The following is a 16748-nucleotide window of genomic DNA, read 5'->3' on the forward strand; positions in this document are numbered from 1 at the left end:
CTCTGGTTACCGACGTAACGAACGGCACCCTGATCCTGAATGGGGATGGAACCTTCAGTTATACCCACGACGGCTCGTCGAACTTGCTCGACGCCTTTACCTATCGGGTCACCGACAATGATGGCCAAACCAGTGATGCCTCAGTCTCGATTAGCGTAACCCCAGCTGTCGACGCCATACCAACGGCCAATGCTGACACCATCAGCCTGGCCGAGGGTGGTACAGCCACCACCCTGGTGGGTGGTTCAGCCACAGTATTGAACAACGACACCGGACTCGATGATACCCCGGTGACGGTCTCCCTGGTCACTGACGTAAATTACGGCACGTTGATGCTGAACAGCGACGGCACTTTCAGTTATACCCATGACGGCTCGAACAACCTCACAGACTCTTTTGTTTATCGTGTGACTGATAGTGGTGGTGATGCAAGTGAAACGACTGTGGTTATCAATGTCATCTCAAACAACAGTGCCCCGGTAGCCTCAGATCTCGCAATCACAGTATTGGAGAATGGCATCTACAGCGGCAATCTGCCACCGGCTCTTGATGACGATGGAAACAGGGTTATCTATCAATTGGAGACCATACCCACCCAGGGTAGCGTGACCGTTGAAGATGATGGCCGATTCAACTATAGCCCCGATGCGGATTACCATGGTCCGGACAGTTTTGTCTTCACTGTGCGTGATGCTAGTGGCAATGAGAACAGCTACCTGGTGGAGATTAGTGTAATCTCGGTCAATGATACGCCAGTCATTAGCAGTCATGGTGCCAGCGAACATGCAGTACTTAGCGTGGAGGAAAATTCAACCTTTGTCACCCAGATAACTGCAGACGATCCAGATAACGATACCCTCAGTTTCGCCATCGAAAGCGGGGCTGATCTGGGATTTTTCATGATCGATCCATTAAGTGGAGAGCTTCGATTTAGCGATGCTCCGGATGTAGAGAATCCAGTCGATGCGGATCAAGACAATCTGTATCAGATCAGGGTCTTGGTGTCGGATGGCAATGGCGGTACGGACAGTCAGCTACTTACCATTGAAGTTACCGATGTGGACGAGTTCGATGTTGGCCTGTTGATGGATATTGAACAGACGCCCGATATAATTAATCCAACTGATTCCCTCAGTGCTGGAGTCGGCATCACTGCCTGGGCGGAAGACCCCGACGCCAGTTCAAACAGGATCACATACAGTTTGGACGACAATTCCAATGGCCTATTCACAATCAATCCATCCACCGGTGTTGTGACCTTGGTTTCAGCCGTGGAGGACCTGGATACAACACAATATGAGATTACTGTACGCGCCACCAGCACAGATGGCTCCTACTCCTTGAAGAGTTTCAGCATCACCTTACACAGTTTGATCGAACCACCTCCAGAATCCGAGGAACCCTATCTGGACGATATCATTTACGATCTTGCACCATCAGAAACTACCCCGTCCGACCAGTCCCCACCTGATCACTCCATGGAGCCGACAGAACCGTTACCTGCATCAACCGTAGAAGATGCCCTATCCGATAGCACTCAAGATGTCGCTTTGTCTGATAAATTGATCCTGGTAGCAGATCCGCAACCGAGTGTAAGCGATACCGACAGACAGACCATAGATCGTTTCGATAAAAGTCTCTTTAATTCAGAAGGTCGAAACTCAAACAGCGATGGCTCTATGCGGATACAGGCCACAGCTACTTCTGCTGCTGAACTGCCACAGATTAATACTTTGAATAATGACCTGGTCGAGGTACCAGATACGATCTGGGAACTGCTCGATGCGATGAACCAGGAGATGTCAGACCACCGGACTGAGCAGACATCGAACGACGGCATCGTGCTTAAATCAGCGACTTTCGGCACTCTGACCTTGTCAGCCGGGTATGTCGCCTGGTTACTGCGCGCCGGTGTGTTATCAGCAAGTCTGTTATCGTTTTCACCACTGTGGCGACAGATCGATCCGCTGCCGGTCCTTTCGGCGAATGCCAAGCGGAACAGTGAAAGGCCAGAACATTCAGCGGAGGAGGATCCACAAGATAAAAGAGTGGCAAAGCTCTTTGACCGCAAAAAGACACCCAAATCCGGTCAAGCACCTCAATCCAGGATGGATGTATGAGTTTCAGAATCAGTCCGACGATCAAGATCACTTTTGGGTTAGTGTTGTTGACCTTGAGTATTCTTTTACTCGGACGACTTATCGGCGTCGTACCAGATGAAGACAAAACAGTACTGAAGGCAAGAAAACAGTTCTGTGAATCACTGGCTGTTCAGGTCTCCTCTGCCGCAAGCAAAAATGATTTGGAAATTCTACGTACAACCCTCGAGTCGGTTGTAGGGAGAAACGACGATATTCTCTCAGCCTCATTGAGTAACAACCGGGGTATATCCCTGGTTGTCGGTGATCACGAGAAACATTGGCTGAATGTGCCGCTGGACAAATCAACCTCCACCCATGTGCGGGTGCCAATCATGGCAAATCAGAACCGCTGGGGGACTCTGGAAGTTGCGTTTACCCCGCTGACCAAAGAGAGCGACCTCCCTATGGGTACCCTGGGCGGCTTGCTACTTTTTGTTGCCCTTACCGGCTTTGTCCTCTATCTAATCTTTATCAAGCGGACTCTGCGCGAGCTTGATCCCAAGGCAGTAATACCTGAACGTGTCCGTTCTGCATTCAACGCGCTCTCTGAGGGGCTGATTATCCTTGATGAGAAAGATCAGATCATACTGGCGAACGACTCCTTTACTGAAAAAATCGAAAAACAGGAAGATGCCTTGATCGGTCTTCGGGCGGATGAATTGGCATGGCGTAAAAGGGAGAAAGGCATCAAGGCGGATGTCTTTCCCTGGCGTACCAGTATGCTGAACATGGAACGCAAGACCGGAATTCCCATGCATCTGCAATTGGACAATAGATCCGAACGGACATTTTCGGTCAATACCGCACCCATCTTTGATGGTAAGGGCAAACCCCGTGGTGTGCTTGCAACCTTCGATGATATGACTGATCTGGAGAAAAAACACCGTGAACTCCAATCGACACTCGAGAAATTACGTACCTCCGAAAAGGCACTCAGAGACAAAACAGTGGAGCTCGAATTGCTGGCTACCAGGGATCCATTGACCGGCTGTTACAATCGACGCGCCTTTTTTGAAAAATACAATATCTTGTATGAGACCACTATAAAAGATAGAACCAGCCTGGTCTTCATGATGATCGATATCGATAATTTCAAACTGATTAACGACCAATATGGACATGCCAATGGCGATAAGGTAATCAAGTTCATTGCGGATACCCTGATAATCAACTCACGCCCAGAGGATGTCGTTGGACGATATGGCGGTGAAGAGTTTTCAATTGTAATGCCTCATGCAGACCGGGAAGAGGCGTTAGTACTGGCAGAGCGTTTGCGTAATGAGATCCAGCAGAAAGGCCACGACCTTTTCACCGACAAACGGACAGTCACCGCAAGTTTCGGTCTGGCGCCTCTGGTAGATAATATGGAAGACCAGTTGCAACTCATCAATCATGCCGACGATGCGCTCTATCTAGCCAAAGAGCAGGGGCGTAATCGGGTCGTTTTCTGGAATGATGATTTAACAATCACAGATCGAAAATCAAAACGGAATGAACAGAATCAGCCCCTTGTGATAACTGATGGTCAATCTGACAAGGTACTTCAGGGTGAGCTGCACAGGCTGGAGGATCTGGTACGAAATCTGGAATCAGAACTCGAATACAGTCGGGAAGAGATTAAACGTCGCGAAGGCAAGGATGAGCTCACAGGCCTACCGAACAAAATCATATTTTCCGATCGTATCCTACAGGTGCTAGCCAGATGTAAGCGCTACGAGACGTCAGCCGCTCTGGTCTCCATCGATATCGATGATTTTAGCAGTATCAATGAGGCTTTCGGTTTTACTATTGGGGATCGAATACTCAAGGTCATCTCATCAAGATTGGTCGATTCTTTAAGGATTACCGACACTGTCGCGGTTGTTGATGAACAGGATGATAAGGAGTCGTCCACGATCTCCCGTGTCAGTAACGATGAATTTGCTCTGATTCTGACTGACGTTACAGATATCGAATCGATCACCTGGGTTGTACGACGCATTCTGACCGGTTTAAAGAAACCAATCGAGATTAATGATCAGGAGTTGTTTGTCTCATTCAGCGTCGGTATTGCGCTCTTCCCACATGATGACGACACACCTGCCGGTTTGATGCAAAAGGCGGGTTCGGCCCGGTTTGCCGCAAAACGCGAGGTTGGCAGCAACAATATTCACTTCTTTTCATCAGATATCAACCGGAACGCCTATCACAAGGTGTGGCTAGAGAGCCAGCTGCATAAGGCGATCGTCCGCTCTCATTTTGAACTGGTCTATCAACCGAAATTCGACATTAAGAGCGGCGAGATAGTCTGTATGGAAGCCCTCGCCAGATGGCCTCATAAAAAGGTCGGATTAATCCCTCCGTCTGAGTTTATTCCAGTTGCCGAAAGTACCGGGCTGATCCATAAGCTGGGACTCTGGGTACTGCGACAAGCGATGCTGGATCTAAAACGTTGGCATGAAGCAGGATTTGATAAGTTAAAGGTTGCTGTCAATCTATCTGCTGTACAATTGCGTAAATCAAAATTAACACCAAAAGTTCTAGAGAGCTGTGAAGCAGTTGGTATGGATCCAAGGCACCTGGAGCTCGAGATAACGGAATCAGCATTGATGGAGAATATCAATAAAACCGCACCAGTACTGCAAGCCATGAGCGATGCTGGCATCCAATTCATACTGGACGACTTCGGCAAGGGTTTTTCGTCTCTGAGTTATCTCAGGACCCTACCGATTGATGCAATTAAGATAGACCACTCTTTTATCGAAGATACCCTACCAAGCGAATACGACCAGACCATCATCAACGGTATCATTTCTCTCGCCAGAGGCTTGCGATTAAAGGTAACCGCCGAAGGTATTGAAACCGAGAGTCAAAAAAAGGTCTTAAGCAGGCTGGGGTGTGATGAAATCCAAGGTGAGCTCTATTGTAAACCGGTGTCACACACCGAAGCCATCAACCTGCTGGAAATTTATAACGGTACAACAGATATGGAATAGCCGTTTGGTTCGATGCCGATGACTTTTTTCAGATCAGCTGAAGCAGACAATTCCTTCTTCGTACAATGCCTTCGACACGCACTTACCCCTGCCTGCAGAAGTGGCAACATGATCATTTTCGTATGACTATTGTTCACCGATTGCATTCTCAATGACGCAATACTATCCCATAAGAAATTGTTAGGTACCTAAGCTAACAGAGCTAATGCTCATCAAAATCAGTCTAGTAATGACAAGCACAACCAGTAACAATCAGATCGGTTCCATCAGCCAAACCATCATCAAGTTCTCTTGACGATACACTGATCGGTTGCTTACTTGATGGCTCTGCAAGCAACAGCAGTGCTATATCATGATCTTCATAGTAGTCAGGATGTATATATATGATTGATATCTCGTATCTCACCATCGCTACGATCAGATAAACTGAGACCTCCGATATAGACTTGAATATTGCCTGCAGATACAGATTCCACATAATGCGCGGCCGTTAGAACCCATTGCGCTCCAATCAAACTACCACCATAAAACTGTTCGTTATCAGTTTTACTTAAACAATGCTGTCATTCACAAATAAGCACTACTCTCTGCTGGGTTTCCGCCAATAATACGAGGATTGATGGAACCTATTCTGCTGCTGTACTCTGCCAATATCTGACTGGAACCGATTAACAACAGTGCAATTGTGAGACATTGAATTTATCGAATCATCTTTGTAAACCCCAAATTGACTATTGGAGTATCTATTGAATTATTTAGCCATGTATCTATCCAACAGCTAACTGTATCTTTATGTATCACTTTCTTCAGCCAAAATGTATAAAATGAATAATTGTAGAATACAGACCTTACACAAACGATACGCTTTCTGATTATTCAACAATCCAAACTTCTCTATGGCTGAGATGTTCTTACAATCAACGAAGTCCGTCTCCAAAACAGCATCACTCCAGAGTTGCTCTACCCCCCACTTCCAACAAATCCATACAGTAAAATACAATCGACATCCTCAGCCCCTAAATCAGATACCGCAAATAGTACCCTAGCAAAATTAAAGGTTTTTCAACTCCTGACGCTAACCTTCAATCCGGGGAGGGTAATAATTATGACTGTTTCAATCGATTTGCGTCAGGTCGTCTACGCTTTGGCCGACGCACTGGACCTGGTTGGGGTTGACGAGACTGCCCATGGTAAGCGGGTGGGTTACATGGCATTCAAGTGCGCCGAGATGATGGGTAAGGACAAGCAAGGTCGCGAACGCCTATTCCACATCGGCATGCTGCACGACTGCGGTGTCTCTTCCACGGAGGAACATACACACTTGGTTGAAGAGATGGTTTGGGAGGGGGCCGATGCCCACTCCGCGATCGGAGCAACCCTGCTTGAGAGCTTCTCCTATTTCCACGATTACGCCCAGGTCGTGCGTTACCACCATACACCCTGGGAGTCCCTGGTGGAGTGTGATGTCGACCCTGAAATCGCCCGAGACGCCAACCTGATCTTCATGGTGGACCGGGTCGATGCCCTCTCCGCGGTCCACTACGGCAAGGATCTGCTTCAGCAGACCGGGAATATCCGCAAGGCCATTCAGGAGTATGCCGGAACCCTGTTCAGTCCGGATCTGGTAGATCTTTTTGTGCAGGTGTCACACTCCGAGGCATTCTGGATGATGCTGGAACCACCCCACCTGCAGCGCTTTCTCTTCGACATGGAGCGATTCACAACCCCACAACCGGTCTCATTCGATAAACTGAAACAGCTGGCGCGAATTTTCGCCACCATCGTCGATGCCAAGAGCCACTTCACCTTCGAACACTCTGTCGGAGTTTCACGCCTGGCGCGCCACTTGGCCGAGCGTTCAAGTTTGGCTTCCGATACCTGCGAGCGCATCGAAGTGGCCGGACTGCTCCATGACCTGGGCAAGCTGCGGGTGCCGGATCAGGTTCTGGACAAACCGGGTCCTTTGGACGCCGACGACAAGCTGTTGCTCCACCGACACAGTTTTGAGACCTATCAGGTGCTGCGTGAGATTAAAGGGATCGAGGATATCGCCCTATGGGCCGCCTACCATCATGAGGCGCCGAATGGACAGGGATACCCCTTTCGTCGAACTGGTGAGGAGTTGACCCGGGAGGCCAGGATCATCGCAGTGGCCGATGTCTTTCAGGCACTTGCCCAGGACCGCCCCTATCGGGCCGCGATGGCGCTACAGAAGATTCTTGAGGTGATCGGAGAGATGGCCGAATCGGGCCAATTGGATGCCGATCTGGTCGAACTCGTAAAGGCGGAGCCGGAAGTGTGCTTAAAACTCGCCGTTTCTATATCTGAAGAAATCAGCCCTGAATAACCGGATGTTGGCGCTGAAATCCTCACCTATTATATAGGGTATCTCAAGCGAAAAAGCCGCTTTCCTCAGGCACCCTCAAGCCGCTAAGCATTCAACATCGGCGGCAATAATCATTTAATGTCGGCAACCCTGACCTGACCTCCCAATCAACTAAAAAAGTGGTATATTAGGGGGGTTTGCGCGGTTAGCTCAACTGGATTTTAACCCATCACTGTCATATCATCGCAACGGGTAATCGCCGTAACATTCACTGAGAGACGGGGTCACGACCGTAGGGGAACAGAACCAGAAATCACGCATTAATCTGTCCGGACGCGCGGGTCATTTAAATCACGAACCAACCTAGACCATCGAAATGAGATATTTTAGCTTTATCGCACTGCTGCTTCTGTTCTGGATCTCCTTGTCGGGGCATTTCGAACCCCTGCTGCTGGGATTGGGGGCAGTTTCGATTGCGCTCACGGCATTCCTATCCCACCGTATGAATATCATCGACCACGAGAGCTATCCGCTGCATCTCTCGTTAAAATTCCCTATCTATTACTACTATCTGTTCGGCGAGATCATCAAAGCAAATATCGACGTTATCAAACGGATCCTAAGCTGGGAAAAAACACCGATCAGTCCGCAGGTGATCGAGGTCCCTCAGTCGCAACTGACCGACCTTGGGACTGTGATTTATGCCAATTCCATTACCCTGACCCCTGGTACGGTCACGATCAAGCTATCGGATGAAAGCCTCACTGTGCATGCGCTCAGCAAAGAGGCAGCCGCCGAACTGGCGACCGGCACCATGTCGAAAGAGATTACCAACCGGGTTTTCAAAGAATAATGTATATAGTAGCTTCACTGGCAATCCTGGTCACCATGGGATTGGCCATCGCGCGCGCGCTCGCAGGGCCTACGACCTATGACCGTATTGCTGCGGTCAACATGCATGGCACCAAAACGGTGCTGTTGATTGCGGTTTTTGCTTTTCTATCCGGCAGAACCGATGTACTGGATATTGCGCTGGTCTATGCACTGATCAACTTCATTGGTGTCGTTGCCGCCCTCAAGCTGGTCGCACAGGGTAATTTTCACACCTCGGACAACCTCGATGGTAATGTGAAACAGGGAGAGCCGAAGTGATTATCGATATTCTCAGTTCGATCTTTCTGTTGGTTGGCGCCGGGCTCGGCATCATCGGTGGAATCGGTATTCACCGCTTTCCCGACTTCTATACCCGCCTGCACGCGATCGGAATAACCGATACCCTGAGTGCCTTGATGATTCTGCTAGGTCTTGCACTGCAGGCCGGCTGGAGTATTGCGGCCTTTAAACTGGCCCTGATCTTCGTGTTCCTCTTTTTTTCCAGCCCGACTGCTTCACATGCGCTGGCAAACGCAGCACAGCACAGCGGTCTCAAGCCCAAGCTCGATCAGAAATAGTCCGGGGGGAGTGAAAAATCATGATTGATGTTGTAGTCGATATTATTTTGCTCACCTTTCTGGCGACCACCTCCATTGCGATCATGCGCATCAACAATCTGTTTGCGATCGTGATGCTGTTCGGAATCTTCAGCCTGCTCTCTGCCGGCCTGTTCGTGGTGATGGATGCGCCTGATGTGGCCTTTACTGAAGCTGCTGTGGGTGCGGGTATCTCCACGGTCTTGATGTTGGCGACCCTGGCATTGGTCAAGCGAAAGAAAGAGCCCTACTACGACGAGGCACCTCAGACTCACACCGCATGGCTACCGCTGATCGTCGTGATAGTCACCGGCTCGGCACTGGTTTACGGCACCTGGGATATACCGAGCTTTGGCTCCCCTGATGCCCCGTCACAGACACACGTTGCACGTTTTTATCTTGAAAATTCGATGCTCGACACCGGGGTACCGAATACAGTAACCGCCGTACTGGCAAGTTATCGCGGCTTTGACACCCTGGGCGAAGTCACCGTGATCTTCACCGCCGCGGTGGCGGTACTGCTACTGATCGGCGGCAAGCGCCCGAAACCGGCGCTCAAAGCAAAGGATGAGGAGGCGCAAGATGAAGCCTAATCTGATCCTGCATGTCATAGCAAAGTTCATTATTCCGCTGATTCTCCTGTTTGCACTCTATGTCCAGTTTCATGGGGATTTCGGACCCGGCGGCGGCTTTCAGGCCGGGGTGATATTCAGTGCTGCTATCATCCTCTACAGCCTGGTTTTCGGACTCGAAAACGCGGAGAAGATTATCCCGCATCACTGGTTGCGCATCCTGGCATCACTCGGCGTGGTGATCTATGCCGGAGTGGGAATAGAGTCCCTGTTTTTAGGTGGCAACTATCTCGATTACACATTTCTGGGCAGCAATCAGATTGCCGGCCAGCACCTGGGCATCCTGCTGGTCGAACTGGGTGTCGGCATCACGGTGGCTTCGGCCATGTTGATCCTATTTTTTGCCTTCGCAGGCAGGGGCAGAGAGTAATGGAATTCTTTATTGGCCACTATAATTACTGGGTTGTGATCATCTTGATGATGGTCGGGCTCTACACGGTGATCAGCCGTGGCAATCTGGTGAAAAAAATCATCGGCCTGAACATCTTCCAGGTTTCGGTTTTTTTCCTCTATATCAGCCTGGGCACGGTGGAGGGAGGCGCCGCACCCATTATCGCTGAAGGCGTCAAAGTCTATTCAAACCCGCTACCCCATGTTCTGATCCTCACCGCCATCGTGGTTGGCGTGGCGACGACGGCACTGGCGCTGGCTTTGGTGGTACGTATCAAGGAAACCTACGGCACCATCGAAGAAGATGAAATTCATAATCTGGATCACTCGCTGTAATGGGAAATCATATAAGCCTGCTGCTGGTCATCGTACCGCTGATTGCCGCACCCCTGGTGGCCGTTTTACCCCGTGGCCGGTTGCCCTGGGCGGCCTCTTTTTTCGTTTCCGTCGTGTGTGCCGTGTTTGCCGGAATCCAACTCTGGTCGGTACTTCAAGGTGGGGTCATCAGTTATGAACTGGGTGGCTGGGCACCGCCATGGGGTATTGAGTATCGCATCGATGCAGTCAATGCCTTTGTCGCCCTGATCGTTGCGGTCATCGCTGCACTCACCCTCCCCTATGCACTGCACAGTGTGGAACGGGAGATTCCCGAAGAGAAGATACCGACATTTTACAGTGCCCTGCTACTCTGTCTGACCGGCCTGCTCGGTATCACCCAGACCGGTGACATCTTCAATGTCTTCGTCTTCCTGGAGATCTCATCACTCTCCTCCTATGCACTGATCAGCCTCGGGAAAAGCCGACAGGCGTTCACATCCTCCTATCAATACCTGATCATGGGTACCATCGGCGCCACCTTCTACCTGATCGGGGTGGGCCTGCTCTATTCGCAGACCGGTACACTGAACATGCAGGATATGGCGAATATCCTGCCCTCCGTACTGCACCTTAATACCGTGGAAACCGGCTTTACTTTCATCATGGTCGGTATCGCCCTGAAACTGGCACTGTTCCCCCTGCACCTCTGGCTGCCGAACGCCTACACCTACGCTCCCTCGGTGGTCACCGTTTTTCTTGCCGCAACGGCCACCAAAGTCGCCGTGTATGTGATGCTGCGCATACTGTTCACCGTTTTCCCGCAGACCTTCACCATAGCCACTCCTGCCGATGAGCTATTTATCGTTGCAGGCATGGCCGGCGTGATCATCGCCTCGGTATATGCCATCTACCAGAAAAACATCAAACGACTGTTGGCCTACTCCAGTGTGGCTCAAATCGGTTACATGGTTCTGGGGATCGGATTTGCCACGGCAACCGGTCTGATGGCGACCCTGATTCATCTGTTCAACCATGCCCTGATGAAAGGCGCGCTGTTCATGGCCATTGGCGCCATCATCTACCGCATCGACTCATGCCGTCTTGATCAGATCCACGGCCTTGGCCGGGCAATGCCCTGGACATTCGGCGCGATTGTCCTCGGCGGCCTGAGTCTGATCGGGGTGCCTGGCACTGCCGGGTTTATCAGCAAATGGTACCTGGTGACGGCTGCCCTGGAGCAGTCCGCCTGGCTGCCGGTCGCTGTAATTCTGATCGGCTCCCTACTGGCCGTTGTTTATATGGGCAAATTGATTGAAGCGCTCTATTTCAAACCCGTAACCGATAACGGCAAGGTCGTGACCGAGGCACCGTTAATGTTACTCATGCCGACCTGGTGCCTGGTGCTCGCCAACATCTATTTCGGCCTGGATACAGACCTGACGGTGGGGGTTGCTGAACAAGCCGCTGCAATTCTCGGGGGGATGAAACCATGAGTGCCGAGACATTGTTGCTGACGATCCTGCTGCTGCCACTGGCGGGGGCAGCCGGCATAATCATCACCCGCCACAACCCCGATGTCAGGGAGGGGGTAACCCTGCTCTGTTCGGCATTGATTGCCGTGCTGGTAGTCGTGCTGGCGAACCGCTTCATGGGTGGCGAGACGTTTGCCCTGACCCTGATCGAGCCGATACCCGGCATTGCCATTAGCTTCAAAATCGAGGCGTTAGGCATGCTGTTCGCACTGATTGCCGGCATTCTCTGGCTGGTCACCTCGATCTATGCCATCGGTTATATGCGCGGCCACAACGAACAGAATCAAACCCGGTTCTTCGCAGCCTTCGCAGTCTCTATCGCCGCAACCATGGGTATCGCCTTCTCCGCCAACCTGTTTACCCTGTTCCTATTTTACGAGCTGCTGACCCTCTCGACCTATCCGCTGGTCACCCATGCCGGCACCCCGGAAGCGAAGCAGGGTGGACGGGTCTATCTCGGTATTCTGCTGGGAACATCGATCGCGCTGTTCCTGCTCGGCATACTGGTGACCTGGTCGCTGACCGGCCGCGTCGACTTCGAACCGGGTGGTATTCTCTCCGGCCATATCGATCCCGCCTGGGCCGGTCTGCTCTATGCGCTGTTCCTGTTCGGTATCGGCAAAGCCGCCGTGATGCCTTTTCACCGCTGGTTACCTGCGGCGATGGTGGCACCCACTCCGGTCAGCGCCCTGCTGCATGCGGTCGCTGTGGTCAAGGCCGGTGTCTTCACCATGCTCAAGGTGACGATCTACATCTTTGGCAGTGATTTCATCCTCTCCAATGATGTCACCGGCGGCCTGATCTGGGTAGCCGCCGCCACCATATTGATCGCCTCCATGGTTGCGATGACCAAGGACAACCTGAAGGCGCGGCTGGCCTACTCCACCGTCAGCCAGCTGAGTTACATCGTTCTGGGGGCGATGTTGGCCAGCAAAGCGGGCCTGATCGGCGCCTCGATGCATATTGCGATGCACGCCTTTGCCAAGATCACCCTGTTCTTCGCTGCTGGCGCAATCTTCGTCGCCTGGCATAAAAAGAAGGTCAGCGAACTGAACGGACTGGGACGCGCCATGCCCGTCACCTTTACCGCCTTTTTTATCGGCACCCTGAGTATCATCGGCCTACCGCCTTTCGGTGGCATGTGGAGTAAGTGGTACCTGGCTCTGGGTGCGGTCGAAACCACTCAGCTGTTACTGCTCGCCGTGCTGATGATCAGCTCGCTGCTCAACATCATCTATCTGCTGCCGATCCCGATCCGGGGATTCTTCAGTAAACCGGAAAGCGGCGAACACTACACAGAGATCGCGGAAGCACCGAAGTCGATACTGCTGGCGATGGTGATCACATCGACCGCCTGCATCATCCTCTTCTTCTACCCAGATCCCTTCTATCGACTGGCGAGTTTAGCTGTCGGAGGCTACTGACATGTCAGATGAAAAAGAGAAAATCCATATCTTTGACCGGCAGGAGAATGTTGATCGCCTGCTCAAAGGATTCTATGCCATTTGCATTCTGTTAGTCGTGCTCGACCTGGTCCTGCACCGCCACATCGGCTTTGCCTGGGAGAAACTGCCGGCCTTTTATGCCGTTTACGGTTTTGTCGCCTGCGTTCTGCTGGTCGTGATTGCCAAGAAAATGCGTAATGTCCTGATGCGTGGGGAAGATTATTACGATGAGTGAGCTACCTCCGTTCCTGCTCTTTTTTGCTGCCGCACTGCTGGCTGCATTTACCCGCGGTCTGCCGCGGCAGCTGATACTGCTGGCTACGCCGGTGGTGACCGGGCTCTATCTCTGGCAGGGCATCAACCCCGGCACCGATGTCGCCTACAGCGTGATGGGTTATGAGCTGAGCATCCTGCGCGCAGACAAGCTCAGTCTGCTGTTCGGTTATCTGTTCTGTATCGCCAGTTTCTTTGGCGCCATCTACGCCCTGCATGTGGAGGATACAAAACAGCATATTGCCGGCATGACGTATGCGGGCAGCGCGCTTGGCGCGGTCTTTTCCGGCGACCTGATTACCCTGTTCATTTTCTGGGAGCTGCTGGCCATCAGCTCCGTGTTTCTGATCTGGGCACGAGGCACGGAACGGGCATTGAAGGCCGGCATGCGCTACCTGGTCTACCAGGTTCTGTCAGGGGTACTGCTGCTGGCCGGTGCACTGGTCTACTACCACCAGACAGGTACACTGGAATTCAATCACATCGGCCTGGATGTGGGTGTGGCCGGCTGGTTGATCTTCATCGCCTTCGGCATCAAATGCGCCTTTCCGTTCCTCCACACCTGGCTTACCGATGGCTATCCCGAAGCAACCGTGACCGGCACGGTTTTTCTCTCCGCTTTCACCACCAAGGTCGCCGTCTACTCCCTGGCCAGAGGCTTTGCCGGTGAAGAGATTCTGGTCTATATCGGCGTCACCATGGCCTGCTTCCCGATCTTCTATGCGGTAATCGAAAATGATCTGCGCCGGGTACTGGCCTACAGTCTGATCAACCAGGTCGGCTTCATGGTAACCGGTATCGGAATCGGCACCGCACTGGCACTGAACGGCGCCGTCGCTCACGCATTCAGTGATGTGATCTTTAAAGGTTTGCTGTTCATGAGCATGGGCGCGGTACTCTACCGGGTCGGCAACATCAATGGCTCTGACCTGGGCGGACTCTACAAATCGATGCCCAAAACCACCGCACTCTGTGTGATCGGTGCACTCTCCATCTCCGCATTCCCACTGTTCAGTGGCTTTGTCAGTAAGTCGATGGTGATGACCGCACTGATGCAGGAGAACCATGGTTATTTCTGGCTGCTGATGCTGTTCGCCTCGGCCGGTGTATTCCATCACGCGGGCATCAAGATCCCCTATTTTGCCTTCTTCCACCACGATTCCGGCATACGCACCCAAGAGGCGCCGACGAACATGCTGGTCGCCATGAGCGTGGCCGCATTTCTCTGTCTCTTTATCGGCATGCAACCGCAGTATCTCTATGCGTTGCTACCCTGGGAAGTCGACTACTGGCCCTATGACCTGACCCATGTACTGGCGCAGACACAGTTGCTGTTCTTCTCCGCCCTGGCGTTTGTCTGGCTCAATAAACAGGGGCTCTACCCACCGGAACTGCACTCGGTCAACCTGGATGCGGAGTGGTTCTATCGCAGATTGATTCCTGCCGGCACCCATCGAACCGTGAATTTTCTGCAGCGGGCAAAAGCGTCGATGGTGACAACGGTTACGAATCAAATACAGGGCATGCAAGAGCAGTTCGGCAAATCCCCGCTGGCCAAATATCACCTATCGGAGAGTTGGCCGACCGGCAGCATGGTGTTCTGGATTTCAATCATCCTTGCTTTCCTGTTGCTGGATATCTTCAGCTTGGGTCCGCTGGCCTGAGGCGATTACCGATTCACACGTGGGGGTTGAATGCCAGATTCATCCCCCGCTCGTGTGTGACAAGGTAGGCCGTTCCAGCCAGCGACTCAAAACACCGCCTTTTGTCCATCAAATGATTACCATGGCGCTGCGCAGTTGGAGCCATCTCTGCTGGCGCTGTCCATGCGCTGGCTGACGGCAACTTGTTTGCTCTCAGGCATACTCAAAATCTGCCAGCACAAGTGGTGATACATCGGCATCGTAGTCCACCTTTGAAACACCAAAGCCGAACAGCTTGAGAAAGTCGGCATTGTAGCCGGCAATGTCCGTCATCGCTTCAACGTTGTCAGTGGTTACCTGCGACCAGACAGTCTCCACCTCGGTCTGCAGTTGCGGGTCCAGCTCTTTTTCATCCATACGCAGACGGTTGGCATCATCCACGCGCGGGGTATCGGAGTAGAGACCTTCGGTGAATAAGCGCTGAGCCTGCTCAATACAGCCTTCATGAGTACCCTGCGCCTTCATCAATTTGAATAGAATCGACATGTAGAGAGGCATCACCGGTATGGCGGAGCTTGCCTGGGTTACCAATGCTTTAAGCACGGCCACTTGAGCTTGCCCCTGGATCGGAGCCAGCTGCTTGTTGAGCTCGTTGGCAGTGCGATCCAAGTCCTCTTTTGCCCGGCCGATCGTGGCATGGCCGTAGATCGGCCAGGTGATCTTATCTCCCAAATAGGTATAAGCGGTGGTTTGCACCCCTTCAGCCAGCAGATCGGCCGCTGCCAGTGCCTGCAGCCACATCGCCCAATCCGCACCACCCATCACTTTGACGGTCGCCTCGATCTCCTCATCGGTGGCTGGATCTATGGTGACCTCTCCCACCTGGAGCGTATCGGTATTCAGGTTTTTCGCGGTATGGGGTTTTCCTATCGTCTTCAGTACGGAGCTATGGAGTTCACCGGTCTTGGGATCGGTTCGCTTGGGCGAGGCCAGGCTGTAAACCACCAGGTCGATTTTCCCCATTTCGGCTTTGATGGTCTCGACCACTCGGTCTTTCATCTCATCCGAGAAAGCATCGCCATTGAAGCTTTTGCTGTAGAGCCCCTCCGCCTTGGCCTTCTCCTCAAACGCAGCCGCATTATAAAAACCTGCCGTGCCGGTGCGCTTTTCACTGCCCGGCTTTTCATAGAACACTCCCAGAGTATTGGCGCCATAGCCAAATGCTGCTGTGATGCGTGTCGCCAGGCCATAGCCGGTTGACGCACCGATAATCAATACATTTTCAGGCCCCCGGCCAGCCGGAATAGCGGAACCTTTGATGTAATCAATCTGTTCCTGGACATTGGCTGCACAGCCAGTTGGGTGGGCATTGGTACAAATGAACCCACGAACTCTGGGTTTGATGATCATAGAATCAACCTTTTGATATTCGAACGCGGCCAGGAGCAGACCCGGCAAAAGCGGCCTATTATAGTCGTGGGGAGCAGGAAGATTAAACGTTATTGACCCGGTGACCAAAGAATTCACATTCAGCCACAGTGAGCCTGCCGAGTTACCGTCCGACGACGTTGATCCCGGATTTCGTCATTAGCACCTGATAGCGA

The 16748-nt window shown here is 52.0% G+C and carries 14 protein-coding genes and 1 pseudogene; 13 read left to right on the forward strand and 2 right to left on the reverse strand.

All coding sequences use genetic code 11. From position 1 onward, the window contains the following. Together AC4IE8_RS17600 and AC4IE8_RS17605 are read left to right on the forward strand one after the other, a co-directional pair. Nucleotides 1-2120, forward strand: a 2120-nt coding sequence (locus tag AC4IE8_RS17600; RefSeq protein WP_490791592.1) for a cadherin-like domain-containing protein, incomplete at its 5' end; no start/stop codon positions are given. Next, nucleotides 2117-5116 (forward strand): bifunctional diguanylate cyclase/phosphodiesterase, encoded by a 3000-nt coding sequence (locus AC4IE8_RS17605; RefSeq protein WP_490791593.1) that lies wholly within the window; start codon nt 2117-2119, stop codon nt 5114-5116. The genes AC4IE8_RS17600 and AC4IE8_RS17605, both read left to right, overlap by 4 nt. A 368-nt stretch (nt 5117-5484) precedes the next feature. Here the strand turns inward: AC4IE8_RS17605 and AC4IE8_RS17610 are convergent. Continuing rightward, nucleotides 5485-5646: pseudogene (locus AC4IE8_RS17610) on the reverse strand (trypsin-like serine protease); the annotation flags it as partial. Between the two features lie 575 nt (nt 5647-6221). On the opposite strand from AC4IE8_RS17610, the gene AC4IE8_RS17615 reads away from it, so the two are divergent. The 11 genes from AC4IE8_RS17615 to AC4IE8_RS17665 all read left to right on the forward strand — a co-directional run bounded on the left by AC4IE8_RS17615 (nt 6222) and on the right by AC4IE8_RS17665 (nt 15165). After that, nucleotides 6222-7463 carry an HD domain-containing phosphohydrolase gene (locus AC4IE8_RS17615; protein ID WP_068987819.1) on the forward strand — a complete coding sequence of 414 codons (1242 nt, stop codon included), beginning with the start codon at nt 6222-6224 and terminating at the stop codon, nt 7461-7463. Nucleotides 7464-7818: 355 nt separating this feature from the next. Next, nucleotides 7819-8295 carry a Na+/H+ antiporter subunit E gene (locus AC4IE8_RS17620; RefSeq protein ID WP_068987818.1) on the forward strand — a complete coding sequence of 159 codons (477 nt, stop codon included), beginning with the start codon at nt 7819-7821 and terminating at the stop codon, nt 8293-8295. Then, a complete protein-coding gene (locus tag AC4IE8_RS17625) occupies nt 8295-8594 on the forward strand; it encodes an MrpF/PhaF family protein (protein ID WP_068987817.1) in 300 nt (99 codons plus the stop codon). The genes AC4IE8_RS17620 and AC4IE8_RS17625 overlap by 1 nt, the downstream gene beginning before the upstream one ends. Beyond that, nucleotides 8591-8893 (forward strand): monovalent cation/H(+) antiporter subunit G, encoded by a 303-nt coding sequence (gene mnhG / locus AC4IE8_RS17630; RefSeq protein ID WP_490791594.1) that lies wholly within the window; start codon nt 8591-8593, stop codon nt 8891-8893. The genes AC4IE8_RS17625 and mnhG overlap by 4 nt, the downstream gene beginning before the upstream one ends. Nucleotides 8894-8913: 20 nt before the next feature. Then, complete coding sequence (locus tag AC4IE8_RS17635; RefSeq protein ID WP_490791595.1) at nt 8914-9504, forward strand: DUF4040 domain-containing protein; 591 nt, start codon at nt 8914-8916, stop codon at nt 9502-9504. Further along, complete coding sequence (locus tag AC4IE8_RS17640) at nt 9494-9913, forward strand: Na(+)/H(+) antiporter subunit B (RefSeq protein WP_068987815.1); 420 nt, start codon at nt 9494-9496, stop codon at nt 9911-9913. Before AC4IE8_RS17635 ends, AC4IE8_RS17640 begins: the two co-directional genes overlap by 11 nt. Further along, nucleotides 9913-10269, forward strand: a complete 357-nt coding sequence (locus AC4IE8_RS17645) for a cation:proton antiporter subunit C (RefSeq protein ID WP_068987814.1) — start codon at nt 9913-9915, stop codon at nt 10267-10269. The genes AC4IE8_RS17640 and AC4IE8_RS17645 overlap by 1 nt, the downstream gene beginning before the upstream one ends. After that, nucleotides 10269-11744 carry a monovalent cation/H+ antiporter subunit D family protein gene (locus AC4IE8_RS17650; protein WP_490791596.1) on the forward strand — a complete coding sequence of 492 codons (1476 nt, stop codon included), beginning with the start codon at nt 10269-10271 and terminating at the stop codon, nt 11742-11744. The genes AC4IE8_RS17645 and AC4IE8_RS17650 overlap by 1 nt, the downstream gene beginning before the upstream one ends. Beyond that, a complete protein-coding gene (locus tag AC4IE8_RS17655) occupies nt 11741-13207 on the forward strand; it encodes a proton-conducting transporter transmembrane domain-containing protein (RefSeq protein WP_068987812.1) in 1467 nt (488 codons plus the stop codon). Before AC4IE8_RS17650 ends, AC4IE8_RS17655 begins: the two co-directional genes overlap by 4 nt. 1 nt (nt 13208) lies before the next feature. Next, a complete protein-coding gene (locus AC4IE8_RS17660) occupies nt 13209-13463 on the forward strand; it encodes a hypothetical protein (protein WP_068987811.1) in 255 nt (84 codons plus the stop codon). Continuing rightward, nucleotides 13456-15165, forward strand: coding sequence for a Na(+)/H(+) antiporter subunit D (locus AC4IE8_RS17665; protein WP_490791597.1), 1710 nt, complete (start codon nt 13456-13458; stop codon nt 15163-15165). Before AC4IE8_RS17660 ends, AC4IE8_RS17665 begins: the two co-directional genes overlap by 8 nt. A 192-nt stretch (nt 15166-15357) precedes the next feature. Here AC4IE8_RS17665 and fabV read toward each other — a convergent pair whose 3' ends face one another. Then, a complete protein-coding gene (gene fabV / locus AC4IE8_RS17670; RefSeq protein ID WP_490791598.1) occupies nt 15358-16554 on the reverse strand; it encodes an enoyl-ACP reductase FabV in 1197 nt (398 codons plus the stop codon). Between the last annotated feature and the right edge of the window lie 194 nt (nt 16555-16748).

It is taken from the genome of Candidatus Thiodiazotropha sp. AKAK2 (genome assembly GCF_058244685.1).